Genomic DNA, 26243 nt, shown 5'->3' with positions numbered 1-26243 from the left:
TCAGTTGAGCACCTTGATCCGGTCAGCTTCCCTCTTCAGCAACGCCATCAACTCGTCGAGCACAACGGCGGCGGCCTGCATGTCGCCGGCTTCGTACGCCTCGGCGGCTTCCTCAATCAACTGGCGGGCAGCTTCGGCGGTCTCGGGGCTCATCGGTACTCCTCCACGAATCACCAAGACTGGTGATCGGAGATTCGGGGGTCACCCCGATGGGGAGTACGTATGCTCAGGCGGCGAGGGCTGGGGCTGAGTGAGGGGTGCGTTGCATTTCCAGCGTGGGGGGGTAGACCCGGGCGTTCAGGGCGTCGATCTCCGCGGCCAGGTCGTCCGGGTAGAGGTCCGGGCCACGATCCCCGAAGGCGCCGTTGAGCATCCGGATGATTTCGGCCGATTCGTTCGACACGATGGTGCCGCGGAGCTTGTCCCACAGCACCGGCACGGTGACCCGGCCGGTATAGTGCGGGTCGGCCTTGAGATAGACCTCGTAGAGCCGGGTCGCCCCGGTGACCGTGTCCGGGCCGGCGCCCGGGCTGTCGCCGAACACCCAGCCCTCGTGGCCCATATGCGGGTCGACCACCGAGACGGTGATCGCGTCCTCCAGCCCCTTGAGGGCCCGCACGATCAGGGTGCGGTGCGCCCAGGGGCAGGCGAGCGAGACGTAGAGGTGATAGCGCCCGGCTTGGGCCGGGAACCCACCCTCCCCGCTCGGACCCGCTGCGCCGTCGGCCGTCACCCAATGGCGGAAGGCCGCGTCCTTGCGCACGAAGCGCCCGCCGGTCTCCTTGGTGTCGTACCATTGGTCGTGCCAGACGCCGTCGACCAGAAGCCCCATCGCACCCTCCTCAACCGTCACACCCGAAGGTGGGGCGGCCGTCCGGCGCTGCAACGGCCGGCGTTCAGATCGCGGCAGCGCCGCCCAGCGGCGGGAGGCGACGTGCCCCTTCCGCCTCGACGTCGAACCGGTCGGTCGGCACCCGGGCGAGGAAGCGCTCCGCCACCTCGACCAGCAGCAGGTGCGGCCGTACCCGCTCGACGTAGCCCCAGTCGAGGCTCGCCGACCAGACGAAGTGCAGCTCGCGAAAGCTCTCGGCGAGCAGCCCGGTCAGGAAGATCGGGTGGAAATGCGAGCAGGAATCGCCGAACAGCATCAAGGTCCGCGGATCGGCGGCGGGGCTGTCGTTGCGGAACACCACGTGGGCGCCGACATGCAGGTCGGCGGCGGTGCCGCGCGCCTCGTGGCCCACGACCAGCGGGTTGGCATGGACCCGCACCGCATCGCGCTGGACCGCGTAGACCCGCATCGTCTCGCGCCACGGCGGATCGAGCTTGGCGCCGAGGTCGCGCACGCCGTCGTGGTCGTGGAACGGTCGCGCGGCGAGGTCGGACGGCGGCACGGCGCCGAGCGCTCGCATGATCTCGCCATAGGCCAGCCGGCAGCCGTCCTGGCTCCAATGGGTGTCGGTGCGCAGGTATAGCGGCGGCTCGGCGTCGCGCGCCGCCCGCAACGGGCCGACGAGGTCGATCCATGCCCGGGCCGCCGGCGAGAGGGCGAGGCGCGCGCCGAGGCGGCGGGCCGGCGAGAGCGCCGGATCCAGCGCGAGCCCGTTGAGGCGGTCGTCGTAGATGCTCAGCTTCTCCGGCACGACGACGTGGAAGGCGCGCAGGCCCAGAGCCGCGGCGCGGGCGGTGCGGGCCTCGATCAGCCGGCGCCAGCGCCACAGCCGCCAGGCGACCGGCAGGCTCGCCCGGTATTGCTGCCGCACCCGGTTGGTGCCGCCGGTCAGGAAGAGCCATCCGTCCCGGCCGAGATGGACCATGTCGTCGGTGCTGTCGCGCATCCGCGCCATGTAACGGGAAGGACGCGAGCTGAACAGCGCCGCCGGCCCTGGCCTTTGCGGCGGCCTGCGCCATTTCGCGGTGAGAATGTCGCAAGCCCCCCTGATCCTCACCCTGGAACTCGACGAGGCCGCCTTCGCGGAGTTCGACGGCCAGCGCCGCCGCTATTTCCCGCCGGCCCTCAACAGGATTCCGGCCCACGTCACGCTGTTCCACCACCTGCCCGGCGAGGAGGAGCGCGGTGTCGTCGAGACCCTCGCCGCGGAGGTCCGCGCCGAGAGCCCCGTCGCCGTCAAGGTCGCCGGCCTGCGCTTCATCGGCCGCGGCGTCGCCTACGCGCTCGAGGCGCCGCGCCTGTCGGCCTTGCGCGGGCGGCTCGCCGCCGCCTTCGCGCCCTGGCTGACGCCGCAGGACCGGCAGGGCTACCGGCCCCACGTCACGGTGCAGAACAAGGCCGCGCCGGAGGAGGCGCGGGCGCTGCACCGCGAGTTGGAGGCGACGTTCGTGCCCCGCGAGATCACCGGCACCGGGCTGCTGCTCTGGCGCTATCTCGGCGGGCCGTGGGAGGCCCGCGGCCGTTTCCCGTTCGGAGGCGCGTGATGGTGCCGATCCCGTTCCAGAGCCACGCCTCGGCGGTGTGGCGGCGCCTGCGCCTCAACGAGATCGGGCCGCTCGCCTCGCTGCTGGCCGTCAGCCTGTTCGGCTTCGGCTTCTTCCGGCTCGCCGACGAGATCCGCGAGGGCGGCTCCTTCGGCTTCGACGACCGGCTGCTGCTGGCGCTCCGCGTACCCGGCGACCTCGCCCAGCCGATCGGCCCGTCCTGGCTGCCGGAGACGATGCGGGACATCACCGCTTTCGGCAGCGTGTTCGGCATCGTCTACGTCACGGCTTGCGTGGTCCTGTACCTCGCCATCACGGCGCGGCGGCGCGCAGCGCTGTTCGTCGTGGTGGCGATCGGCGGCGGCGAGCTGCTGTCCACCGGCCTGAAGCTGTTCTTCCACCGCCCGCGGCCGGAGCTGGTGCCGCACGGCATGGAGACCTTCACGGCGAGCTTCCCGAGCGGCCATGCCATGCTGTCGGCGATCGCCTACCTGACCCTGGCGATCCTGCTCGCCCGGGTCGAGCGGTCGCGCAAGGTCAAGGCCTTCGTGATGGGGCTCGGCGTCGTCACCACGCTGCTGGTCGGGGTGAGCCGGGTCTATCTCGGGGTGCACTGGCCGAGCGACGTGCTCGCCGGCTGGTGCATCGGCGCCGCCTGGGCGTCGCTCTGCTGGTTCGTGGCCCTGCAACTCCAGCGTCAGGACGTGGTCGAGGCGCCGGACCCGCCGCCGCCCGCGTGATCCCCCGGCAGCCCCGCCCCCGCGCCGACACGCTTGCGCCCCGCCCCGCCCTCCCCTAGCCAAGCAGGTGGGACGAGCGGGAGGAGCGCCGTGGAGTACGAGAACATCCGGGTCGAGACGCGCGGGCGGGTGGCGATCGTCACCCTGCACCGCCCGGCGGCGCTGAACGCCCTGTGCAACGCGCTGATCGCCGAGCTGAACCACGCCCTCGACGGATACGAGCGCGACGACGGCATCGGCTGCATCGTCATCACCGGCTCGGAGAAGGCCTTCGCGGCCGGCGCCGACATCCGCGAGATGCAGGACCGCACCCATCCGGAATTCTACATGGCCGACCCGTTCGGCGAGTGGGACAAGGTCGGCCGGCGCCGCAAGCCGATCATCGCCGCGGTGGCGGGCTATGCGCTCGGCGGCGGCTGCGAGCTGGCGCTGATGTGCGACTTCATCCTGGCCGCCGACACCGCCAAGTTCGGCCAGCCCGAGATCAAGCTCGGCGTCATCCCGGGCGCCGGCGGCACCCAGCGCCTGACCCGCGCGGTCGGCAAGGCGAAGGCGATGGAGCTGTGCCTCACCGGCCGGATGATGGATGCGGCCGAGGCCGAGCGCTCCGGCCTCGTCGCCCGCATCGTGCCGGCGGCCGAGCTCCTCGACGAGGCCTTCAAGGCGGCCGAGACCATCGCGTCGATGTCGCTCCCCGCCGTGATGGTGGCCAAGGAGAGCATCGACCGCGCCTTCGAGACGACCCTGACCGAGGGCATCCGCTACGAGCGCCGGGTCTTCTACGGGTTGTTCGCCACCCACGACCAGAAGGAAGGCATGACGGCCTTCGTCGAGAAGCGCAAACCGAACTTCGAGAACCGCTGATGAGCCTGTCCTACGCCGATGTCGAGGCCGCCGCCGGCCGGATCGACGGCATCGCCCACCGCACCCCGGTCCTGACCTCGCGCACCGCCGACCGGCTGACCGGGGCGAGCCTGTTCTTCAAGGCCGAACCGCTGCAGCGCGCCGGCGCCTTCAAGTTCCGCGGCGCCTGCAACGCCATCGCGGCGCTCTCGCCCGAGCAGCGCAGGCGCGGGGTGCTGGCCTTCTCGTCCGGCAACCACGCCCAGGCCATCGCCTATGCGGGTGCGCTTCAGAACGTGCCGACCGTCATCGTGATGCCGCACGACGCTCCCGCCATCAAGGTCGCGGCGACCCGCGGCTACGGCGCCGAGATCGTGTCGTATGACCGCTACAAGGAGGACCGCGAGGCGGTGAGCCGGCAGCTCGCCGAGGCCCGCGGCCTCTCGATGATCCCTCCTTACGACCATCCGGACGTGATCGCCGGCCAGGGCACGGCGGTGAAGGAGCTGATCGAGGAGGTCGGCCCCCTCGACGTGCTTCTCGTCTGCCTGGGCGGCGGCGGGCTCTTGGCCGGCTCCTGCCTCGCGGCCCGGGCCCTGTCCCCGGAGGTCGAGATCTGGGGCGTCGAGCCCGAGGCCGGCAATGACGGCCAGCAATCGCTGGCGAAGGGCGAGGTGGTGCGGATCCCGGTGCCGGTCTCGATCGCCGACGGCGCGCTGACGACGCATCTGGGGCAGCACACCTTCCCGATCATCCAGCGCGAGGCCGCCGGCATCGTGACGGCGACGGATGCGCAGCTCGTCGCGGCGATGCGGTTCTTCGTCGAGCGGATGAAGCTCGTGGTCGAGCCGACCGGCTGCCTTGCCGCGGCCGCCGCCTTCGAGGGCGCGGTGCCGGTGGCGGGGAAACGCGTCGGCGTGATCCTGTCGGGCGGCAACGTCGATCCGGCGGCGCTGGGACGCCACCTGGCGGCATGAGCCCGGCGACGCCCGAGGACCTGTTCGCCGTCCTCGACCGACTCGGAATCGCCCACGCCACCGTCGCGCACGCCCCCGTGCATACGGTGGCGGAATCGCGCGACCTCAAGGCCGGGATGCCGGGCGGGCACTCGAAGAACCTTTTCCTCAAGGACAAGCGCGGCCGCCTGTTCCTGGTGGTCGCGGAAGCCGAGGCGCGGATCGACCTCAAGCGCCTGCACGGGCCGCTCGGCGCCACCGGCCGGCTGTCCTTCGGCTCGCCCGACTTGCTCTACGACCGCCTCGGCGTGCGCCCGGGCTCGGTGACGCCGTTCGGCCTCCTCAACGACCGCGACGGCACCGTCAGCGTGGTGCTCGATGCCGGGCTGATGGCGCACGACCCGGTCAACTTCCACCCGCTCCACAACGGCGCCACCACGGCGGTCGCGCCCGGCGACCTGATCCGGTTCCTGGAGAGCACGGGCCATCCGCCGCGGGTGATGGCGCTGCCGGAGCCGGTGGACGGGGATGCGGAGGTTCCCGCCTGAGTTAGGCGCAGGTCCGACAATCCCCCCTTTCCCCGGATCTCCTTCCGCTTCGCTGCGGTCGTCCGGGAACGGGGTTGGCGTACGGTGACCCTTGGATCCGCCCGCATCCGGGATCGTGGAGTGGAGTGTCGGGTGATCGGGCGCTCCCCTAAAGCCCGATCAGCTCCGTGATCAGGTCCGCTCCGGCAGCCGGGGAGCGCTCGCCCGCCGCCACCCGCCGCTCGGCCTCGGCCGTCGTCGAGCGCACCTCGGCGCTGCCGGTCAGGCGCTGGTGCAGGCGCTCGTGGACCAGCGCCCACATCCACTTCACGTCCTGGCTCCGCCGCTTGGCGGCGATCTCCCCGGTCGCGGCGAGCTTGCGGCGGTGGTCGAGGATCGCCTCCCACAGGCCGTCGAGCCCCTGGCCGGCCAGTCCCGAGATGGTGGTGACCGGCGGCGACCAGGTGGCGCTCGCCGGGGTCAGGATGTGGAGCGCGGCGCGGTACTCGGCGGCGGCCGCCATGGCGCGGCGCATCCCCTCCTCGCCGTCGGCCTTGTTGACCGCGATCATGTCGGCGAGTTCGAGGATGCCCTTCTTGATGCCCTGCAGCTCGTCGCCGGCGCCGGGCAGCATCAGCACCAGGAAGAAGTCGGTGAGGTCGGCGACCGCGGTCTCGGACTGGCCGACGCCCACCGTCTCGACCAGCACCACGTCGAACCCGGCCGCCTCGCAGAGCAGCATGGTCTCGCGGGTCTTGGCCGCGACGCCGCCGAGGGTGCCGGAGGAGGGCGAGGGCCGGATGAAGGCGTTCGGATCGACCGCGAGCCGCGCCATCCGGGTCTTGTCGCCGAGGATCGAGCCGCCGGTGCGCGACGAGCTCGGATCGACCGCCAGCACCGCGACCTTGTGGCCCCTTGCCGTCAGGGCAGCCCCAAGGGCGTCGATGGTGGTGGATTTCCCCACCCCCGGCACGCCGGTGATGCCGACCCGCACCGCCTTCCCGGCATGCGGCAGGGCGGCGTCGAGCAGGGCGCGGGCGGCGGCGCGGTGATCGGCCCGCTTCGACTCGACCAGCGTGATGGCGCGGGCGAGGGCGGCGCGGTTGCCGGACAGAAGCTGGGCGAGATCGGGGGCCGGAACGGTCATGCCGCCTTTCTGCCGCCTCACCGCCCGCCCGTCGAGGGCTTGCCCTGTGGACCAAGGGCGGACGCGCGTGACCTGCGGGCAACAGGCGCCGGTTTGCCCAGGCGCGACGCGGCACGGCCACGATCATGCCGCATCCCCGGCCTGAAAGCGCGGGCATAAGGCGGCACGCCTGGAACCCAGGCGGCCGGTACCTGAGTGGGACGACATGACGCTGAACGCCGCGCCGACACGCCGGGGCTTCGCCCGCCTCGGCCTCTCCGCCTTCGCGAGCCTGTCGCTCGGCGGCTGCTTCGGTGACGGGCTGTTGGGCGACGCGGCGCCGGAGAAGCAATCGGCCCTCGATGTCAGCCCGGTCCTGCTCGTCGCCACCACCCGTCGTCCCGCCGACCCCGCCGGCCGCCCGCCCTACTTCACCGACCAGCGCGGCCGTGGGCTCTCCTTCGCCACGGTGCGCCTCGCCCCGCCGGACCGCTCGCTGATCGGCAAGGTCTCCTCGGTGGTCACCGGGGATTGGCGCATCGCCGGCGCCCCCCGGGTGGTCACGGGCCCGGAGGCCGCCACCGCCTTCGCGGAGGCCGCGCTCGGCCGCGACGTGCTGCTCTACGTCCATGGCTACCGCGAATCGTTCGAGACCGCGGCGGTGAGCGCGGCGCAGCTCTCCGACGGGATCCGCTTCCGCGGCGTCTCCGGCCTGTTCACCTGGCCGTCGGCGGGCAAGACCTTCGATTACGGCTACGACCGCGAGAGCGCCCTGTGGTCGCGCGACGCCTTCGAGGATCTGCTGCGGGCCCTCGCCGCCGCGCAGGGCGGGCGCATCCACATCGTTGCCCACTCGATGGGCACGCTGCTCACGCTCGAGACCCTGCGGATGCTGCGGGCCGATGCCGGCGAGACGGCGCTGAACCGGATCGGCGCCATCGTGCTCGCCGCCCCCGACATCGACATCGACCTGTTCACCAACGGCATCGAGCGCCTCGGCACGGCGGCCCAGAAGATCACCGTGATCTCCTCGACCAACGACCGGGCGCTCGAACTCTCCAGCACCATCGCGGGCGGCGTCATCCGGGCCGGCGCCGCCGACCGCGGCCGGCTGGAGGCGCTCGGCGTGCGCGTCGCCGATGCGTCCGATTACGGCAGCGGCATCATCAACCACGACCTGTTCCTGTCGAATGTCGAGGTGCAGCAGGTGATCAAGCGTGCGGTGGCGCGGGCGGACCGCCCGTGATCCTCCACCCCGGCCGCGTGTGATCGGCCGGGCGGCCGTGCCGGACCGCCTCTCGTCCCTGCCCGCCACCCCTCGGACGGTGGACGCACGCCCATGATTCCGAAGGGCCGCCGACGCGGAAGCGTCGCGCCAGCTCTCGCTGGCCGCCATCGCCCGCATGCTCGCTTCGGCGCCGGGATCGATCATCGATCAAAGCGACGACCCGCGAACATCGTTTCCACTGCCCCGATCATCAATTGACTCGCGTTCAGCACCGTCGCTTGCCGCATCGAGGCGGGGGACATCCGGTGCATATCCCCGCATAGGCAGCGGTATCGCCGAGGATCGACAGGACGCTGGTCGCAAGGGCAGCCATGATGACCAAGCGCTTCCCGGCTTCCTCGGGATTGACACCCGCCGGATATTGGTATCCAAATCCATACCAGAGTGCAAACTCAAATCCGCCGCTGGATGCATTTGGGTAAGGCGCGACGATACTCTGATCTCGCATGGGGGGAGATGATGATCCATCACGGTCCGCTGACGATACTCAGCGCAATCGCCCTGGTATCGATCGCGTGCAGGCTGGCGGAGGCCAAGCCGATGACGAGGCCGAAGCCTGTCTGCCCGCCCGCGATGACCGATCTTTGCAGCGGCAAACTCGGTAATTCCGGGGCTGGTGGATAAACTATCTCGCCTAGCGGTACGGTCATCTTCGCCGGCGACCTGATCAGCGGCAGACGTCCCGGCGGCGGCAAGCCGAGTTCCTGCAAGGGCCGGCGATATTGACGGCCTACCGGCACGTCACGACGACGGAGCGACCACGCGCCCTACGATTGCCGACGGATCGCCCGGACCTTGGCTTCGCGATGCGCCAGCCGGTTTCGCTCAAGTGTTGTGCAAGCCCATGACAATAACTCCGAAAGCTGAGCATCGGATTGATCGTCTGACGTTTCGGGTCCCGCCGGACCTGTCCCACACCCGATGGAGGTCAATCATGCCAAAAATAGTCCAAATGATCGGATGCGGCGTCCTTCTGCTCGCCCTTGCGCCGGTGGCCGAGGCGGCCTCCGGCCAGACGGATCCGTCCGTCGAGGCCGCACGGGACGTCGTGGCCGCCCGCCGCGCGAATGCACGGGCGCAACACGAGGGCCGCCCCTCCGTTTGGATGGTCAAGGCGAAGCGACGGATGGGGGAGACGCCAGCGGTTGCGAAGTGACGCCCGCCCTTCGCGAGCGGCGACGGCTCCGCATGGCTGGACCGGGCGCACGCCTCCGGCGCCGTGACCGATCACGAAACGGACAGCCGTAAAGCCACCTCGTTCCGGCGCCGGAAGGGGATCGTGAAAGGCGGGTCGTAGCCCATGAAGAACGGCACGGCCGCCGTGGCCCGGCCGGCTTCCCGCAGCACCTGGGTCAGGATCAGCTCCTGCTGGCCCCGCGCCTCCGGCGTGACGCGGCCGGAGAATCGCAGCACGGCGATCCGCTCCTCCGGGACTGTTACCAGCCGCACCCCGGCCTCGGTCGGTTCCGGCGCGCCCGCCGCCGCCACGTCCTGCGGCAGGAAGAACCGCATCGTGCCGCCATCCCCCTGCTCGACCGGCACCGTCATGGCGATGCGCCGCCCAGCGACCTCCACCGGTGCGGTCATCGCGATGCGGTTGCCGGCCCGGTTCGCGCCAGTGATGTAGCGGAACAGCCGCCCGAAGGCCGCGCCGTCGCCCTGGCCGCGGGCGTCGGTCTCGACCGCCACGCGCGGGGCATAGGCGCGGATCTCGACGCCGCGGTCGAGCCGTTCGACCACCGCATAGCGCGGCTGATCGTAGAAGCGGCGCACCCCGAACACCCCCAGCCCCGATTCGAGGAGCGTCACGGCGTAGAAAAGGAGCTTGTCCATCAGAGCGGGAGAGCATGGCTGATGAGGACGACGGCACGCCCGACATGGTCGCGCGATTCGACGTCCCGGACGATGAACTGCGCCACGTCGGCCCGGGCAACGAGCCCGTTCGTCCACGAGGACGGTCGGTCGAGCACCTGGTAGCGCCCGGTCGCCGGTCCGCCTGTGAGAACGCCGGGGCGGACGAAGGTCCAGTCGAGGGACGAACGGCGGATCCGCATCTCCTGCGCGTCCTTGTCGTCGTAGGCGCGGCCGAAGACGAGGCGGAACGGCAACCGCTGCAACGGGCCGATCGCCTGCCGGCTGTCGCCGGTGCCGAAACCCGTGACCGCCACCAGCCGGCGCACCCCCGCCTGCTCCATCGCCGGGACGAGGACATTGGTGGCATCCGAGAACAGCCGCACCGGCCCGAGCAGGTCGCGGAACGGCACGCCGAGGGCCTGCACCACGGCGTCGATCCCCTCCAGTGCCCCCGCCACGTCGGGGGCCGACAGGGCGTCGCCGGGGAAGCGCTCCAGGTTCGGGTCGGACAACGCGATCCTGCCGGCCGAACGGGCAAAGGCGCGCACCCGGTGCCCGGCGGCAAGCGCCGCCTTGACCGTCTCCAGGCCGATGCCCTGGCTGGCGCCGATGACGAGGAGATGGGACATGATGCGTCCTGGATGTGCGCGGGGCGGCAGACCCTAGGAAACGTCGGGAGGCGGGATGGTTGCTCGCGCGGCGGCAGATTTCAGACGATGCCCTGGGCTTGCGACGGTGCATCACTCCCGCACGCCATTCCGGCACTTCGCGGCGGCGCCCGGGGACCGGAAATGCGCAATGGTCAACGAGACGGAAGGCCAGTCGGCGGAGGCGAAGGCGCCGGCTTTCCGACTTCTCGCGGTCTCGCCCCCGATGAGGCTCGGGTGACGTCGAGGCGATAAGCGCCTGATTCTGAAGGCGGGCCGCGTGACGTTGCTCACGACCTGCCCGGCGCCATCCCGCCGGGCAGGCCTGTCACTCTCACACCCGCGCTTCCTCGAAGGCCCGGACCCACTCGGCGCAGATGCCGGAGCGCACGATGTCGTCCAGGCCGAACTCGACGATCGGGATCGGCATCATCCGGCTCTTGACCAGATGGATCACGGTGCGCAGCCCCGAAGTCTCGCGCAGGTCGGTCTGAGACACGTCACCGTTGATGATGACCTGCGTATCGTCGCCGATCCGGGTCAGGAACATCTTGATCTCGGCGGGGGTGGTGTTCTGGGCCTCGTCGAGGATCACCAGACAGTTCTTGAAGGTGCGACCGCGCATCACCTCGAAGGGCACGACCTCGATGTCGCCGGCCTTGACGGCGATCTCGAAAGCACCTTCGCCCATGCGCTCCTTCATCGTTTCGGTGAGAGGAGCGACCCAGGGGGCGATCTTCTCCTCGATGCTGCCGGGGAAGAAGCCGAGCGAGCGGCCGGAGGGCACGTTCGGCCGGGTGATGACCACCTTGGCCACACGGCGCTGGCGGAGCAGATCGGCGGCACGGGTTCCGGCGATGTAGGTCTTGCCGGTACCGGCGGGGCCGAGAACGATCACTTGCGGGTGGGACCCGAGGGCGTCCAGATACTCGGCCTGACGGGCCGTCATCGGCTGGATCGGTGGCGGGTTGCGCTCTTCCTCGAAACGCGTGCGATGCACTCGGATCGGGCGGTCATCAACCAGTTCAAGTCGTGCGCGTCGTCTCTTCACGGATCAACACTCCCACTGGACTTGCGGTGCCGATTATCGTGTGCCCTCTGGTGTCCCTGAACTCCTGTGTTCTTGTAACGACTCAAAGCCTCACGGGCTGCAACGGTTCCGGTCGGGGTTGACGCAGGCGGTGGACAAGTCCGCCCGTTTCTCCCAGCAGGGTAAGCAGCCGATGATGAACGAGCAATTGTCGCGCCGCACCATGCCCAACCGAAACCGGCGGGGGCGCAACAGCACGACGGAGCGTGACGAAAACCACACAGAGGTGGCAGGGGCTACGACCGAGGAGGGAGGGGTCAGGCCGGCGCGAGCCGCGAGGACCCGCTTGCCGAGGACCCGCTTGCCGGAGGAGGTCGCCACCTGATCGGCACTCCCGGTCTGGCGCGGGGGGCCCCGCGCGGGACGGCCTCAGCCCGAGCCCGGCTGGACGAAGCTGTCGAGGACCATCTTCCGGCCGGCCTTGTCGAAGTCAACGGTGAGCTTGTTGCCATCGACCGCGGCCACCGAGCCCGGTCCGAATTTGGTGTGGAAGATGCGCGCGCCGGCCTCGTAGGCCGAGGGCGTGCCGGTGGACTTGGCCACCAGCGTGCCCTCGATCTGCTGCGGCCCGCGCCGCCCGGGCGCATTCGTCCGCCCTCCCCCGCCGCCGAAGCGGTCCTGCCCGTAACGGTCCTGGCCTGCGGTCTGGGCCTGCGCCCGCTGCCAGCCCGGGGTCGCATAGGACGAGCCGAAGGCCGGCGCCTGCCGGTCGAAGCGCGACGGGCCCTGCGAGAAGCTCGCCGGGGCGTCGAGCACCGCGACGCTGTCCTCGGGCAATTCGTCGATGAAGCGGCTCGGCACGGTCGAGGACCACATTCCATGGATGCGGCGGTTGACCGCGAAGGAGATCTTCGCCCGCTTGCGCGCCCGGGTCAGGCCGACATGGGCCAGCCGCCGCTCCTCCTCCAGCCCGGCGCGCCCGCTCTCGTCGAGGGCGCGCTGGTTCGGCATCAGGCCGTTCTCCCAGCCGGGCAGGAACACGGTGTCGAATTCCAGGCCCTTGGCGGCGTGCAGCGTCATCAGGCTGACCCGGTCGCCGCCCTCGGCCTCGTTGGCATCCATGACGAGCGACACGTGCTCGAGGAAGCTCGCGAGATCGGGAAACTCCTCCATCGAGCGCACCAGCTCCTTGAGGTTCTCCAGCCGGCCGGCGGCGTCGGCGGTGCGCTCCTTCTGCCACATCTCGGTATAGCCGGATTCCTCCAGGATCGTCTGCGCCACCTCCGTATGCGGCTGGTCCTCCAGGAGCTTGGCCCAGCGGGAGAAGCTCTGGCACAGGGCGCGGACGGTCGAGCGGGGCTTGGGCTTCAGCTCCTCGGTCTCGCTCATCATCCGGGCGGCTTGGAGCAGCGGCACCTTGGCGCGGCGGGCGAGGCCGTGGAGCGCCTGGAGCGTCGCGTCGCCCAAGCCCCGCTTCGGCGTGTTGAAGATCCGCTCGAAGGCGAGGTCGTCGGAGCCGTTGGCGACGATGCGGAGATAGGCCAGCGCGTCGCGGATCTCGGCCCGCTCGTAGAAGCGCGGGCCGCCGACGACGCGGTAGGGCAGGCCGAGCTGGACGAAGCGGTCCTCGACCTCGCGCATCTGGGCCGAGATCCGCACCAGCACGGCGATCTCCGAGAGCTTGTGGCCCTTGGCCTGCAGGCTCTCGATCTCCTCGCAGACGAGGCGGGCCTCCTCCTCCGAATCCCAGGCGCCGGTGACCGTCACCTTCTCGCCCTGCGGGCTGTCGGTGCGCAGGGTCTTGCCGAGCCGGCCCTCGTTATGGGCGATCAGCACGGAGGCCGCGGCCAGGATATGGCCGGTCGAGCGGTAGTTGTTCTCGAGCCGCACCACCAGGGCGCCGGGGAAGTCGTGCTCGAAGCGCAGGATGTTGTCGACCTCGGCGCCGCGCCAACCATAGATCGACTGGTCGTCGTCGCCGACACAGGCGACGTTGCGGTGGCCCTGCGCGAGCAGGCGCAGCCAGAGGTACTGGGCGACGTTGGTGTCCTGGTACTCGTCGACCAGGATGTAGCGGAAGCGCTGCTGGTAGTTGGTCAGCACGTCCGGGTTCTCGCGCCACAGCTTCAGGCACAGCAGCAGCAGGTCGCCGAAATCGACGGCGTTGAGCGCCTTCAGCCGCTCCTGATAGGCGGCGTAGAGCGTACCACCCTTGCCGAAGCCGAAGGCGCCGGCCTCGCCGGCCGGAACCTGCTCGGGCGACAGGCCGCGGTTCTTCCAGCCGTCGATGGTGCCGGCGAGGCTGCGGGCCGGCCAGCGCTTCTCGTCGAGGTCGGCCGCCGCGATCACCTGCTTGAGGAGCCGCAACTGGTCGTCGGTGCCGAGAATGGTGAAATCGGAGCGCAGGCCGACGAGCTCGGCGTGGCGGCGCAGGATCTTGGTGCCGATGGCGTGGAAGGTGCCGAGCCACGGCATGCCCTCCCCGGCCGGGCCGATCAGCGTCCCGATGCGCTCCTTCATCTCCCGGGCGGCCTTGTTGGTGAAGGTCACCGCCAGGATGTCGAAGGGCCGGGCGCGGCCGGTGGCGATCAGGTGGGCGATGCGGGTGGTGAGCACCCGGGTCTTGCCGGTGCCGGCCCCGGCGAGCACCAGCACCGGCCCGTCCGTCGCCTCGACGGCGCGGCGCTGCTCGGGGTTGAGTCCGGCGAGGTAGGACCCCTCCTGCGGCACGACCGCGGCGCGGGCGCGGGCGGAGATCGAGCTGGGGGCGGTCCCGGCGGGGAGTTCGCGAGTCATGCCCGCATCACTGGACCAAAACGCGAACGGCGTCGAGGGTGGCGGGCGCATGCGTCGCGCGTCCGGCCCCGGAACCTTGCGGAGGCGCGGGCGTCGTCCCACACACGAACGGATCCTCGCACACGGCAAAGGACACCCGATGCGCGCCCACACCCTCCTGATCCTGAGCGTGACGCTCGCTGCGGCACCGCTCCCGGCGCTCGCGCAGAACCAAGTGCCGGTCAACCGGTCCCAGCAGCGGGTCGAAGGGATTAACCGCTCGCTCGAGGCCGGCGCCGAATCGCGCAGCTACCAGCAGCAGAACCGCTTCGAGACCAATCAGCTTCAGGGCCAGATCCAGCGCCAGCAGAGCATCGCGCCGCCCTCGGCGCCGATCGTCGTGCCGCGGCGCTGAGCGTCCGCGGGCGCCCCGGGTCCTAGTGGCGGACCCGGGCGCCGGCGACCGCGAAGGCCATGTCGGGTCTCGGATGGCCGCGGGCGGGGATGCCGATCACCCGGCCGAGATCCTCGGGCCGCGGCAGCCGGGCGTGCGAGCCGAGCATGACGCCGAGATTGGCCTGGATGTCGTCGGGGAACGGCGCCACGCGACGGGTCGCCGGATCGACGTGGAGCGAAAGGTTCTCGGAGGTCGCGGCGACCCAGCCCTCGGTGGCGTGGCGGATCTCGGAATAGAAGTGGATCCGCTTCTCGTCGAACCCGATGAGCTGGAGCGTCACCCGCACCGGGTCTTCGAGCACGAGCTCGCGGCGATAGCGCACATGAACCTCGGCCGCGAAGGTCGTTCCGCGCCCGGATTCCATGTAGTCGGGCCCGAGGCCGACGACGCCGAACGCCTCGTCCACCGCCCGGTCGAACAGGACGTGATAATACGCCATGTTCAGGTGCCCGTTATAATCGATCCAGCCGGGCTCGATCACCATCGTCGACGAGACGAACGGCGCGAAGAAGAAGACCGATGCGGGACGGTCGTCAGCCATTGCGAGGCTCCCGATCAGGCGCAGGCGGGATGACAAGGGCGCCGAGCGGCGTAGCACGCCTGACCCGGCGATGCACCCCCGGATGCGTTGCACTTGGGTCAAGGTGGCCCACCCGCAGCGCACTTCTCCGTGACCGGCGGCCCGGATATGCCCGAGCGATGCCGGATGATAGGATGACCGGCAAAAGGCCGGGCCCGGGACACCATGCATCGGCCGTCCGCCAGAAACCGTCCGGGAGGTCGAGATCCCCATGAACGCCCAGAGCCCCGCCCCGTCGCGCGAGCGCCCGTCGCCTGAGACCGTCGACGCGGTGATCCGCGAGCTGACGGCGCAGTTCGGCAACCGCGTCGTCACCTCGCAGGCGGTGCGCGAGCAGCATGGCAGCACCCTGACCTGGGTCGCCAACCAGCCGCCCGACGCGGTGGTCTATGCCGGGAGCACAGAGGAGGTGCAGGCGATCGTGCGGGTCTGCGCCGCGCACAAGATGCCGGTCGTCGCCTTCGGCACCGGCACCTCGCTCGAGGGCCACGTCAACGCGCCGTTCGGCGGCATCTCGATCGACATGGGCGGGATGAACAAGGTCCTGGCGGTCCATGCCGAGGATCTGGACTGCGTGGTCCAGCCCGGCGTGACCCGCAAGGCGGTGAACGAGCACCTGCGCGACCAGGGCCTGTTCTTCCCGATCGATCCGGGCGCCGACGCCTCGCTCGGCGGCATGGCGGCGACCCGGGCGTCCGGCACCAACGCGGTGCGCTACGGCACGATGAAGGACAACGTCCTGTCGCTCACCGCCGTGATGCCGAACGGCGACATCGTGCGCACCAGCCCGCGGGCCCGCAAGACCTCGGCCGGCTACGACCTGACCCGGCTGATGGTCGGCTCGGAGGGCACCTTCGGCATCATCACCGAGCTGACCCTCAAGCTCGCCGGCATCCCGGAGGCGATCTCGGCCGGCGTCTGCCCGTTCCCGAGCATCAAGGCGGCCTGCGACGCCGTCATCGTGACGATCCAGTCCGGCCTGCCGGTGGCGCGCATCGAGCTCCTCGACGAGGTCCAGGTCGCGGCCTGCAACGCCTATTCGAAGCTGACCCTGCCCGAGACACCGCTGCTTCTGGTCGAGTTCCACGGTTCTGACGCCAGCGTGCGCGAGCAGGCCGAGCGCTTCGGCGAGATCGCGGCGGAGTTCGACGGCGGTCCCTACGAGTGGGCGACCAAGGCGGAGGACCGCACCCGGCTCTGGCAGGCGCGGCACGACGTCTACTGGGCGGCGGTCGGCATGCGCCCGGGGGCACGCGTCATCGCCACCGACGTCTGCGTGCCGATCTCGCGGCTCGCCGAGTGCGTCGACGAGACCAAGCGCGACATCGTCGCGAGCGGCATCACGGCCCCGATCGCGGGCCATGTCGGCGACGGCAACTTCCACACCTCGCCGCTCGTCATGATGGACGACCCCGACGAGATCGCCCGGGTCACCGGCTTCATCGAGCGCCTGGTCGCCCGCGCCATCGCCATGGAGGGTACCTGCACCGGCGAGCACGGCATCGGCCAGAAGAAGATGCGCTTCATGGAGATGGAGCACGGGCCGGAGGCGTTGAATCTGATGCGGGTGCTCAAGCGGGCAATCGATCCGGACAACATCATGAATCCGGGGAAGGTCGTGGCGGTTTAGGCCACGGCGTTTCACACTTGGGGCGAAGCGGCTTTGTCGGCGGTTGCGCTGATCGTTCGAGCCGCTTCGCGGCACGTCTTGTGCTGGATCCCGGATCTCCTTCCGCTTCGCTGCAGTCGTCCGGGAAAGGGGTGGGTGAAAAAAGTATCTTGCTTCAATTGTTGAGGTCGGCTGAGAGATCACGCCAGCCCGGGTTCATGGCCTCGACCAGCGCCAGCTTCCAAGCGCTACGCCACTTTTTAAGCGAATATTCGCGATGGCGTGCGTCGGTGATCAAGTCGTAGCGCTCGTATCAGACCAGTTGGTTTACATGATAACGAGTCGTAAAACCGGGTGTGTGAGCCTGCTGATGCTCGTAGATCCTCCGACTCAGATCTACCGTCGATCCGAGATAGAGCGTACCGTTACGCCCGCTCGCCAGCATATAGACGACACCACCCTTTGCCATGCGCGCGCCGCCCTTTCCCGGACGACTGCAGCGTAAGCGGAAGGAGATCCGGGATCCAGCACAAGAATTGCTGCGAAGCGGCTCAAAATATCAGCACACACGCTAACACAGCCGCTTCGCGTTCAGGTAAAAACTGATCTTGCCGAAGACCCCTACGGCAGTACCACCACCTTCGTTCCCACCTTCACGCGATCATACAGATCGATCACATCCCGGTTGGTCATCCGGATGCAGCCCGAGGACACCGCAGCGCCGATCGTCTCCGGCTCGTTCGAGCCGTGGATGCGGTAGAGCGACGAGCCGAGATAGAGCGCGCGCGCGCCGAGGGGGTTGTCGTTGCCGCCGGCCATGTAGCGCGGCAGGTCGGGGCGGCGCTTGATCATCTGCTCAGGGGGACGCCAGGCCGGCCATTCCTTCTTCATCGTCACGGTCTTGGTGCCGGCCCAGGAGAAGCCCTCGCGGCCGACGCCGACGCCGTACTGCACCGCCTCCTGGTTCGGCAGGATGTAGTAGAGCCGGCGCTGGCTGGTCGAGATCACCACCGTGCCGGGCTTGTAGGGGCTGTTCCAGCCGATGGTCTGGCGCGGCACGCCCTGCTGGCGGAACACCGTCAGGAAGTCGGCGATCGGCCCGCGGTCGAGCAGGCCGAGGGCCTGGGCCGGCGCTGCCAGGGTCAGCAGGGTCGCGGCCGTCAGGAGCGGCTTCAGCAGGCGCCGCGGCGCGGTCAGACGGGTCATCATCCCCTCCCGTTCGAAGAAACGTCGAACGGGTTGGCCGCCGGGCTGTGGCGAAAACAGGGCGGAAACAATCGCGGGGCAGCCCATGGTGCTTTCGCGCCACAGGCCGCCCGGCGACGAACCGGACTATTCCGCGGCGTGCCGGAGCGGCATGAAACCGATCGGCTGGCGCTGCGGCCCCTCCTGCTTGAGGGTCCGCAGCATGGTCTCGTAATCCTGCTCCATCTCGGGCGTCACCGAAGCCCGGGTCTCGTGCAGGGCCGCGTCGAAATGGGCCTGCGTCACCCGCTCGCTCGCCAGGTTCTCGCGCAGGGACATCAGGCCGGCGCGACGCGTCAGATCCTCGAGATCGGCGCCGGTGAAGCGGGTCGTGCGCTCGGCCAGCGCATCGAGGTCGACGTCGTCGGCAAGCGGCATCGACCGGGTGTGGATGCCCAGGATGTGGCGGCGCCCCGCGATGGTCGGCACCGGCACGTAGACCAGTTCGTCGAACCGGCCGGGGCGCAGCAACGCCGGATCGACGAGGTTCGGCCGGTTGGTGGCGGCCACCACCACCACGCCCTGCAGCTCCTCCAGCCCGTCCATCTCGGCGAGGATGGTGTTGACCACCCGCTCGGTCACGGCCGGCTCGCCGAGGCCGCCGCCGCGGACGGGAGCGAGCGAATCGATCTCGTCGATGAAGATCACCGTCGGGGCGACCTGGCGGGCGCGGGCGAACAGGCGCGAGACCTGCTGCTCGGATTCGCCGTACCATTTCGAGAGCAGGTCGGAGGACTTGGTGGCGACGAAATTGGCCTGCGCCTCCCGCGCCACCGCCTTGGCGAGCAGGGTCTTGCCGGTGCCGGGCGGCCCGAACAGCAGGAAGCCCTTGGCCGGGCGGATGCCGATGCGGCGGAACGCCTCCGGGTTGCGCAAGGGCAGCTCGACGCCCTCCCGCAGCTTGGTCTGCACCTCGCCGAGGCCCCCGATATCGTCCCAGGTGACGTTCGGGACCTGGATCATGATCTCGCGCAGCGCCGAGGGCTGCACCCGCTTCAAGGCGTTCAAAAAGTCCTCGCGGCAGACCTGGAGCGCCTCCAGGATCTCGGGCGGGATCCCCTCCTTGAGGTTGATCTGCGGCAGCACGCGGCGGAGCGCGTCCATCGCTGCCTCGCGGGCCAGCGCCGAGAGGTCGGCGCCGACGAAGCCGTAGGTGGTGCGGGCGATCTCGTCGAGGTCGACATTGTCGCCGAGCGGCATGCCGCGGGTGTGGATGGTCAGCACCTCGCGCCGGCCGGGCTCGTCGGGCACGCCGATGATGATCTCGCGGTCGAAGCGGCCGGGCCGGCGCAGGGCCTCGTCGATCGCGTCGCGCCGGTTGGTGGCGCCGATCACCACGATGTTCTGGCGCGGCTCGAGCCCGTCCATCAGGGTCAGCAATTGCGCGACGATGCGCCGCTCGACCTCGCCGCGGACCTCCTCGCGCTTCGGGGCGATCGAGTCGATCTCGTCGATGAAGATGATCGCCGGGGCGTTGCGCTGCGCCTCGGAGAAGATCTGGCGAAGGCGCTGCTCGGACTCGCCGTACTGGCTGCCCATGATCTCGGGGCCGGCGATGTGGAAGAACTGCGCCTCGGTCTCGTTGGCGACCGCCCGGGCCAGCAGGGTCTTGCCGGTGCCGGGAGGCCCGTAGAGCAGCACGCCCTTCGGCGGGTCGATGCCGAGGCGCTGGAACAGCTCGGGGTGGCGCAAGGGGAGCTCGACCATCTCCCGCACCTGGTCGACGGTCGTGCCCAGCCCCCCGATGTCGTCGTAGGTGACGTCGGCGCGGCGGACCTCCTTCGGCTCCTCGTAGAGCGGGCGCAGCTCGACCTCGGTCTCGGCGGTGACCTGGACGATGCCGCGGGCCGGCTGCGTCGAGACCACGACGAGGCGGATTTCCTGCAACCCGTAGGCCGGCAGGCTGAACATCTGGCGCAGCTCCTCCGGCACCTGATCGCGGGCAAAGCGCGAGGGCACCGAGGTCGAGATCACGTCGCCCGACACGAGCGGCCGGCGGTAGAAGGTGCGGCGCAGGGCCTCGCCGGAGCCTTGCAGGCGCAGGTTCTTCTGGGCCGGGGCCAGCACCACCCGGGTCGCCGGCCGCACCTCGGCCTTGCGGATCTCGACGTGGTCGCCGGAGCCGACGCCGGCATTGACGCGCTGGAGACCGTCGAGGCGGATGATGCTGAGACCCTCGTCCTCCTGGCCGAGCGCGATGGCGAGCGCCGTGGTGTGGCGCTTGCCGATGATCTCGATCGGCTGGCCCTCCTGCAGGCCGAGGCCCTGGAGAACCGCCGCGCCGACCCGGGCGACGCCCCGGCCGACATCCTCGGCGCGCGCGTTCGCGACCTGCGCCCTCACGTCGCCTGCTTCGTCCGCCATCCGCGTGACCTCGCTCCTCGGGGCCGGGGACGCGAAGCCCCGCCGCGGGCGGCCGAGCCGCCTCCCCTGCCGCACCATCGGCGCGCCCCAGCGGGGCGGCGCGTCGGCGGGTGAACGTCCGCTCGCCTGAAATGTTGCGGCGCGGGTTAGACCTTAGGGACCAGGCCGGGGATCTTGCGCCGGCAATCTCACGCCTTGAGCGTCAGGGTGCCGAGATCGCCCAATCCCCCCTCCGGCAGCAGGCCGCGCAGGGTGGCGGTGAGCGCGTAGCCGGTGGCGGTGCGTTCGATCTCGTAGAGGTGGTAGCCGGCGCAGTGCTTGAGCGCGCCGCCGCGGGCCGAGGCCGAGGGCGCGCCGATCACCGGCACCCGCCGTCCACCCGGCGCCATCAGGAAGGCGACCGAGCCGACATGGTTGTGGCCATGCAGCACGAGGTCGGCGCCGACGCGGCCGATCATCGCCTCGAAGGCGTGGGCGTCGGTGAGATGGCGCCCGGCCTTGGCGCCGCCGACATGCGGCGGATGGTGGATCATCACCACCCGGCACGGCCGCTCGGGCTCGGCGGCGAGGTCCTTCAGCATCTGCTCGGCGGCGCGGATCTGGTCGGAGCCGAGCCGACCCGTCGCCACGAAGGGCGCGGTCGGGATCGCCGAGGACAGCCCGACGAGGGCGAGCGGTCCCCGGCGGCGCAGGTAGGGAAACGCCTTGTCGCGCCCGGCATCGTCCCGGGTCCAGGGGCCGACCGCGTCGAGCAGACCTTTGAGCGAGCCGCGCACGTAGGCGTCGTGGTTGCCGGGCACGAAGCTGACGAAGCCGGGCTCGCCGAGTCCCTCCATGAAGACGCGGGCGGTCTCCCACTCGCTCGGCAGGCCGATGTTGCAGAGATCGCCCGTGCAGGCGATGTGATCGGGGCTTGCGGCGCGCAGATCGGCCACCAGGGCGGCCAGGATCTCCATGTCGTGAGTGAGCTTGCGGCCGCGGCTCCAGTTGACCCAGCCGGTGGCGCGCTTGCTCATCAGCTGGCGCAGGCGCGGGCGCGGCAGCGGGCCGACATGCGGATCGGTGAGGTGGGCGAGACGGAACACCGCGGGGGAGCGCTCGGAGGGCGTCACGCCGGGAACCCGGCCGGTCTCTCAGGCATCGCCTTCGGCTTCATGACACACCACGCAGAGCTTGTTGCCGTCGGGATCACGGACATAGGCGCCGTAATAGTCAGGATGATAGTGCGGCCGTAAGCCGGGAGGACCCTCGCAGGTGCCGCCGGCCGCAAGCGCCAGCGCATGGCAGCGGTCGACGCTCGCCCGCGACCGGGCGGTCAGCGCCGTCATCGGCCCGTTGCCCGGGTGGGGCGCCTGCCCGTTCCACGGCCGCCCGACGATCAGCAGCGGCCGGTCGGCGTCCCGCGGCATCCAGCCGGCCCAGCCGTTCTCCGGTTCGTGGAAGCGGAGCCGCAGGCCGAGTTCCTCGAAGATCGGGGCGTAGAAGGCGACGGCGCGCGCGAGATCGGCCGTGCCGACGCAGACATGCGAGATGACGCTCACGGTCTTGTCTCCCAGACGGTTGCGGTGATCAGATGCCGGCGTACATCCGCCCCGGGTTGAACAGGCCGGCAGGATCGTGCGCCGCCTTGAGGCCGGCGGTGATCCGCATCAGCGGCTCGGACAGGGGCTCGAAGACCGGCACCGCCGCCCGCACGGAATCCGGGGCGCGCACCAGGGTGGCATGGCCGCCGCCGGCGACGGCCGCCCGCACGGCCTGCGCGCCCGCATCGCCGGTCGCCGGGGTGGCGAGCCAGACGAGGCCGCCGCCCCAATCGTAGAACCAGCGCGCCGGCCGGGCGGCAGCGATCGCCGCGGTCACGGCCGGGCCGCGGCCCGGCGCGGTCGAGAGACGCCACACCGCCTCGTCGCTGCCGGCGAAGGGCAGGACGTCGCGGACCGAGAGCCAGAGCTTGCCCGCGGTCTCACCCTCCTGGATCTCGGGCTTGCCGAAGCGGCGCAGCAGCCGGGTCAGCTCGCCCAGGCGGTAATCGACCGAGGCCGTGAAGCCCTCGATGCGCAGGAGCGTGCGGGCGGGGCCGTCGATCCCCTCCGGCAGGTGGGCGGCGCCGGTGATCTCGAACGGCGAGCCCAGCGCCAGGCTCATCGCCTCGACGGCGCGGGCCTCGTCGAGGCCGGCCAGCACCAGGGTCGCGGTCCGCTCCGGCACCGGCAGCACCTTGAAGGTGACCTCGGTGAGGAAGCCCAGCGTGCCCCAGGACCCGGCCATCAGCTTCACGAGGTCGAGGCCGGTGACGTTCTTCATCACCCGGCCGCCGGACTTCACCGTCTCGCCCCGCCCGTTGACGAAGCGCACGCCGATCAGGCTGTCGCGGGCGGCCCCGCCGGCGATGCGCCGCGGCCCCGAGACGTTGCCGGCGGCGACCGCCCCGATGGTCGGCGCGCCGGTGGAGCCCATGAGGGCGCGGTGGTCCATCGGCTCGAAGGGCAGCATCTGGCCGCCCTCGGCGAGCCGCGCCTCGACCTCTGCGAGCGGCGTGCCGGCCCGGGCCGCGATGACGAGCTCGGCCGGCTCGTACAGGGTGATGCCGGTGAGCCCCGCCGCCGACAGGGTCGCCTCGTCCTGCGCGGGGCGGCCGATCCCGGCCCGGGTGCCGCCGCCGACGAGCCGCAGCCGTTCGCCCCGCGCCGCCGCCTCGCCGATCAGGCCGGCGGCCTCCGCCTCGCTCCGGGGCTGGTAGATGCTCATCGGGGGCTCGCTCGCCGGGATAAGGCCGCGCCGGATGCGCGGGGATCGGGCGCGGATCTTTGCGGGCATCCGCGGCCGGTTGCAAGCGGGAGCGGCGGCGTCAGGTCAGGGTGATGCCGCACGTCCCTGCGCCGCCGGAACGCCCCGCCCGAACCGCGCCATCACCGCGCTCCGCAAGCCCGCGATATCGAACCACCAGACCAGCGCGCCGTAGACGAGTCCGCCGGCCGCCATGCAGGCCGGCAGCGCGAGCCAGGGGTCGAGCCCGCGCAGGGGCAGGACCGCCGCGGTCATCACCGCCGTGGCGAGCGCCACGGCGGTCAGGTCGCGCCACGGCAGCCGCAGGCGCTGCGGCCCGGTGAGCGCGCGCCAGGCGAGGAACAGCAGGGCGGCGAGGAAGCCCAGCGACTGCGCCGCCGCGATGCCCGAGGGACCGAAGGAGCCGGCGAGGGCCAGCGCCGCGACGAGGTTGACGAGCGCCCCGATCACCCCGGCGGCGATCAGCGGGGAGGTGCGGCGGCGGATCTGGAAGATCGGGTTGAGGGCGAAGTTCATCAGCGCCAGGGCGACGAGGCCCGGCAGCAGCAGCAGCGTGTAGTGCACGAAATGGCCGCGATAGGCCTCCGGCACCGCGATCGCCTCGAGCGCCGGAGCCACGGCCCAGAATCCGGCGGCGCTCGGCAGGATCAGGGCCAGCACCACCGCACCGTTGCGGGCGACCTGCTCCTCCCCGGCCTCGTGGCCGTGGGTCTCGGCGGCCAGCACCGCGATCTGGAACAGCAGAAGATCGAGGGCGGCGCCCAGCGTGCTGAAGATCCGCCCGCCGATATCGGCGGCGAGCGAGAAGTAGCCGGCCTCGGCGAAGCCCGCCCCGGCGGCGATCGCCCAGCGGTTGGCGAAGGGCATCAGCTGGTAGACGAGGTTGGCGGCGACGATCGGCAGGCCGTAGCCCATGAACAATCGCAGGGAGTCGCGGCGGCGGGCGGTGTCGTGCGCGATCGGCGGATCCGCGAAGGCGCGCCGGACGAGGGCCGCGGCGAGGAACTGGCTCAGGCCGCCGGCCAGCATGACGGCGGCGGCGTCCTTCGTCGCCAGGGCGGTGCCGACCATCAGCGGCAGGGTCAGGCCGTTCTTGATCAGGACGAGGCGCAGGTAGAGCCCGCCATCGAAGCGCGCCCGGGCGAGCGCCGCCGCGTAGTCGAACAGGCCGAGGCCGATCGCCGCCGCCGCGGCCGCCGCGGCGAGGAGGGCCGGGTCGCCGAGACGCGACCGGCCGGCCAAGGCCAGGATGGCGGCGCCGACGAGCCCCAGGGCGGTCGCGAGGTAGGCGCGGTCGAGCATCCCGCGGATCCACGGCTCCGCGTGCCGGACGCGCTCGGAATAGAACCGGGTGGCGGAGAGGCGCAGCCACTCGAACACCAGGGTGTTGAGCGCCACCGCCCCGGCGGTGCCGAGGGCGAAGCGGCCGAAATCCGCCGGACCCAGGACCTGGGCGATGAGCAGGCCGAGGGCGAGGTTGAGGGCCGCATTGACCACGAAGGCCGCGATGACCGCCATTTCAGGGGGTGCCCGTTCGAAGCGAAGAGCCGGACCCGTCGTGTCCGGGGTGGTTCACGCGCGTGCAAGACCGCCGTCGTGACGATGACGCGGCGGCGGACGAGGGAATCAGCCGACCCGCGCCAGCGGCCGCGCCTGCTCCCCCTGCCCCGAGACGTCCCGGTATACCCGCTCCAGCCCGTCGAGGTGCCGATCCATGGTCAGGGGGTCGGCCCAGAACAGGTCGTAGGCGGCCCGCCCCATCCGCATCGCCGTCGCGTCGTTGGCGAGATGCGCCATGGCGTCGGCCAGCGACCGGGGGTCGTTGGAGCGGAACCACAAGCCGCTCTCGCCGTGACGCACCGCCTCGCGGCCGGCGCAGACGTCGCTGACGAGGACCGGCGTCCCGAGGGCCAGCGATTCGAGCACCGTCAGGGGCTGGCCCTCGTACCAGACCGACGGGAAGACCAGGGCGCGGGCGGCGCGCAGCACCGCCTTGACCTGATCCGGGCTCTGCCAGCCGAGGAAGGAGGCCTCGGGGAAGCGCGCCTCCAGCTCCGCCCGCATCGGCCCGTCGCCGGCGAAGACCGCCCGCGCCCCGGCGAGCCGCGCCGCGTCGCCGAACAAACCCGGTCCCTTCTCGGGCGAGAGGCGGCCGACGAAGACGAAGTCGCCGGGCGCCCCCGCCCTGTGGCCGAGCGGCGCGGCATCGACCGGGTTCGGCACGTCGTAGAAGCGCATCCTCGCCGGCAGATAGGGTGCGAGGGCATCGCGCTGGAGCCGGCTGATGGTGATCATCGCGTCGATGCCCTCGACGAGGCCGGTGCGGCGCATCAGGGCGTGGCGGGCGACCCGCATCAGCTTGCGCGGATAGGTGCGCGAATCGCAATTGTGGGTCAGGCAGGCCGGCCCGTTCGGGACCCGGTGGCAGGCCGCGGCGACGGGGTAATCGTAGAAGCCGCCATTCGGGCAGGCGAGATAGTATTCGTGCGCGGTATAGACCACCGGCGCGGCGCTCCCCCGCAGGACCGGCCCGATCGAGGGCGACAGGGCCTTCGCCCAGGCATGGACGTGCACCACCGTGTCGCGCGGGTCGGAGGCGGCGATGAGGTCGCGCAGCTGCGCGGCGGCGGCGGCGTTCCACAGCCACTGCACCCCGAACCGGGCGAGAGAGCGCGCCTGCGTCACGTCGGTCTGGCCGAGGAGCACGACCCGCACGCCGGCTTCCGCCAGGCGCGGATCGGCCGGCCCGACGGCGGCGAACAGCACGACCTCGTGGCCGCGGCGGGCGAGCCCGATCGCGCTCTCCAGCGAAACCTTGGCCTGCCCGCCATTGATGTAGGCGTGGTCGGCGACGAGGATGACCTTCATGACCGACTCCCTGGCCGCCTCTCGCGGATCGGGCGCCAGGATGGGTCCGACCCCTTAGGAAACGCCTAAGCGGCATGGTGCATCGGGCCTTGCGCCACGGGCGCGGGCGGG

The 26243-nt window shown here is 71.0% G+C and carries 25 protein-coding genes and 1 pseudogene; 8 read left to right on the top strand and 18 right to left on the bottom strand.

The features are described from left to right. From FF100_RS37225 to FF100_RS21955, 3 genes and pseudogenes are all read right to left on the bottom strand, one after another. Positions 1–153 (bottom strand): hypothetical protein, encoded by a 153-nt coding sequence (locus FF100_RS37225; RefSeq protein WP_171070287.1) that lies wholly within the window; start codon positions 151–153, stop codon positions 1–3. Positions 154–283: 130 nt separating this feature from the next. Next, a pseudogene (locus FF100_RS21960) lies at positions 284–832 on the bottom strand (glutathione S-transferase family protein); the annotation flags it as partial. A gap of 64 nt (positions 833–896) precedes the next feature. Further along, a complete protein-coding gene (locus FF100_RS21955) occupies positions 897–1838 on the bottom strand; it encodes an alginate O-acetyltransferase AlgX-related protein (RefSeq protein WP_139037869.1) in 942 nt (313 codons plus the stop codon). Positions 1839–1923: 85 nt separating this feature from the next. On the opposite strand from FF100_RS21955, the gene FF100_RS21950 reads away from it, so the two are divergent. The 5 genes from FF100_RS21950 (at position 1924) to FF100_RS21930 (ending at position 5523) form a co-directional block, all read left to right on the top strand. Further along, entirely contained in the window at positions 1924–2436 is a 513-nt protein-coding gene (locus FF100_RS21950; protein WP_139037868.1) for a 2'-5' RNA ligase family protein, read from the top strand. Further along, positions 2436–3176 carry a phosphatase PAP2 family protein gene (locus FF100_RS21945; protein ID WP_139037867.1) on the top strand — a complete coding sequence of 247 codons (741 nt, stop codon included), beginning with the start codon at positions 2436–2438 and terminating at the stop codon, positions 3174–3176. The genes FF100_RS21950 and FF100_RS21945 overlap by 1 nt, the downstream gene beginning before the upstream one ends. A gap of 90 nt (positions 3177–3266) precedes the next feature. Continuing rightward, positions 3267–4040 (top strand): enoyl-CoA hydratase, encoded by a 774-nt coding sequence (locus FF100_RS21940; RefSeq protein ID WP_139037866.1) that lies wholly within the window; start codon positions 3267–3269, stop codon positions 4038–4040. Beyond that, on the top strand, positions 4040–4996 hold the full coding sequence (locus FF100_RS21935; protein ID WP_139037865.1) for a threo-3-hydroxy-L-aspartate ammonia-lyase: 957 nt from the start codon (positions 4040–4042) through the stop codon (positions 4994–4996). Before FF100_RS21940 ends, FF100_RS21935 begins: the two co-directional genes overlap by 1 nt. After that, on the top strand, positions 4993–5523 hold the full coding sequence (locus FF100_RS21930; RefSeq protein ID WP_139037864.1) for a prolyl-tRNA synthetase associated domain-containing protein: 531 nt from the start codon (positions 4993–4995) through the stop codon (positions 5521–5523). The genes FF100_RS21935 and FF100_RS21930 overlap by 4 nt, the downstream gene beginning before the upstream one ends. A 148-nt stretch (positions 5524–5671) precedes the next feature. On the opposite strand, the gene meaB is transcribed toward FF100_RS21930, so the two are convergent. Then, positions 5672–6649, bottom strand: a complete 978-nt coding sequence (gene meaB / locus FF100_RS21925; RefSeq protein WP_139037863.1) for a methylmalonyl Co-A mutase-associated GTPase MeaB — start codon at positions 6647–6649, stop codon at positions 5672–5674. A gap of 205 nt (positions 6650–6854) precedes the next feature. Here meaB and FF100_RS21920 point away from each other — a divergent pair, with 205 nt between their 5' ends. Beyond that, complete coding sequence (locus tag FF100_RS21920; protein WP_139037862.1) at positions 6855–7874, top strand: alpha/beta hydrolase; 1020 nt, start codon at positions 6855–6857, stop codon at positions 7872–7874. A gap of 1269 nt (positions 7875–9143) precedes the next feature. Here FF100_RS21920 and FF100_RS21915 read toward each other — a convergent pair. The 4 genes from FF100_RS21915 to FF100_RS21900 form a co-directional block, all read right to left on the bottom strand. Beyond that, positions 9144–9749 (bottom strand): SOUL family heme-binding protein, encoded by a 606-nt coding sequence (locus tag FF100_RS21915; protein WP_171070286.1) that lies wholly within the window; start codon positions 9747–9749, stop codon positions 9144–9146. Then, positions 9749–10399: an NAD(P)-dependent oxidoreductase gene (locus FF100_RS21910; RefSeq protein WP_139037861.1), complete on the bottom strand. Its 651-nt coding sequence runs from the start codon at positions 10397–10399 to the stop codon at positions 9749–9751. The genes FF100_RS21915 and FF100_RS21910 overlap by 1 nt, the downstream gene beginning before the upstream one ends. Before the next feature lie 352 nt (positions 10400–10751). Then, complete coding sequence (locus FF100_RS21905) at positions 10752–11468, bottom strand: PhoH family protein (protein WP_060850282.1); 717 nt, start codon at positions 11466–11468, stop codon at positions 10752–10754. Between the two features lie 408 nt (positions 11469–11876). Next, positions 11877–14243, bottom strand: coding sequence for an ATP-dependent helicase (locus FF100_RS21900; RefSeq protein ID WP_246102215.1), 2367 nt, complete (start codon positions 14241–14243; stop codon positions 11877–11879). A gap of 139 nt (positions 14244–14382) precedes the next feature. Between FF100_RS21900 and FF100_RS21895 the strand changes: the two genes are divergently transcribed. Continuing rightward, complete coding sequence (locus FF100_RS21895; protein ID WP_139037859.1) at positions 14383–14637, top strand: hypothetical protein; 255 nt, start codon at positions 14383–14385, stop codon at positions 14635–14637. 22 nt (positions 14638–14659) lie between these two features. On the opposite strand, the gene FF100_RS21890 is transcribed toward FF100_RS21895, so the two are convergent. Beyond that, positions 14660–15220, bottom strand: coding sequence for a thioesterase family protein (locus FF100_RS21890; RefSeq protein WP_139037858.1), 561 nt, complete (start codon positions 15218–15220; stop codon positions 14660–14662). Positions 15221–15470: 250 nt separating this feature from the next. On the opposite strand from FF100_RS21890, the gene FF100_RS21885 reads away from it, so the two are divergent. Continuing rightward, positions 15471–16889, top strand: a complete 1419-nt coding sequence (locus FF100_RS21885; protein ID WP_139037857.1) for an FAD-binding oxidoreductase — start codon at positions 15471–15473, stop codon at positions 16887–16889. 154 nt (positions 16890–17043) lie between these two features. On the opposite strand, the gene FF100_RS38670 is transcribed toward FF100_RS21885, so the two are convergent. The 9 genes from FF100_RS38670 to FF100_RS21845 all read right to left on the bottom strand — a co-directional run bounded on the left by FF100_RS38670 (position 17044) and on the right by FF100_RS21845 (position 26132). Then, on the bottom strand, positions 17044–17166 hold the full coding sequence (locus tag FF100_RS38670) for a GIY-YIG nuclease family protein (protein ID WP_425463339.1): 123 nt from the start codon (positions 17164–17166) through the stop codon (positions 17044–17046). Between the two features lie 15 nt (positions 17167–17181). Further along, complete coding sequence (locus tag FF100_RS38665) at positions 17182–17313, bottom strand: GIY-YIG nuclease family protein (RefSeq protein WP_425463341.1); 132 nt, start codon at positions 17311–17313, stop codon at positions 17182–17184. 176 nt (positions 17314–17489) lie between these two features. Continuing rightward, complete coding sequence (locus FF100_RS21875; RefSeq protein ID WP_425463338.1) at positions 17490–18074, bottom strand: L,D-transpeptidase; 585 nt, start codon at positions 18072–18074, stop codon at positions 17490–17492. A gap of 126 nt (positions 18075–18200) precedes the next feature. Next, positions 18201–20477, bottom strand: a complete 2277-nt coding sequence (locus FF100_RS21870) for a CDC48 family AAA ATPase (protein ID WP_139037855.1) — start codon at positions 20475–20477, stop codon at positions 18201–18203. 188 nt (positions 20478–20665) lie between these two features. Continuing rightward, entirely contained in the window at positions 20666–21562 is an 897-nt protein-coding gene (locus FF100_RS21865; RefSeq protein ID WP_139037963.1) for a metallophosphoesterase family protein, read from the bottom strand. Between the two features lie 48 nt (positions 21563–21610). After that, positions 21611–22018, bottom strand: coding sequence for a VOC family protein (locus FF100_RS21860; RefSeq protein WP_139037854.1), 408 nt, complete (start codon positions 22016–22018; stop codon positions 21611–21613). A 28-nt stretch (positions 22019–22046) separates the two neighbouring features. Next, entirely contained in the window at positions 22047–23225 is a 1179-nt protein-coding gene (gene glcE / locus FF100_RS21855; protein ID WP_139037853.1) for a glycolate oxidase subunit GlcE, read from the bottom strand. A 105-nt stretch (positions 23226–23330) separates the two neighbouring features. After that, the gene (locus tag FF100_RS21850; protein ID WP_139037852.1) at positions 23331–24782 is read right to left on the bottom strand and encodes a polysaccharide biosynthesis C-terminal domain-containing protein; all 1452 of its coding nucleotides are present in this window, start codon (positions 24780–24782) and stop codon (positions 23331–23333) included. A 108-nt stretch (positions 24783–24890) separates the two neighbouring features. After that, positions 24891–26132, bottom strand: coding sequence for a glycosyltransferase family 4 protein (locus FF100_RS21845; protein WP_139037851.1), 1242 nt, complete (start codon positions 26130–26132; stop codon positions 24891–24893). Between the last annotated feature and the right edge of the window lie 111 nt (positions 26133–26243).

The organism is Methylobacterium terricola (assembly GCF_006151805.1).
Taxonomy (GTDB): Bacteria; Pseudomonadota; Alphaproteobacteria; order Rhizobiales; family Beijerinckiaceae; genus Methylobacterium; species Methylobacterium terricola.
Note: the sequence above shows the minus strand (reverse complement) of the source record. Positions and strands in the feature narration are given on the sequence as shown.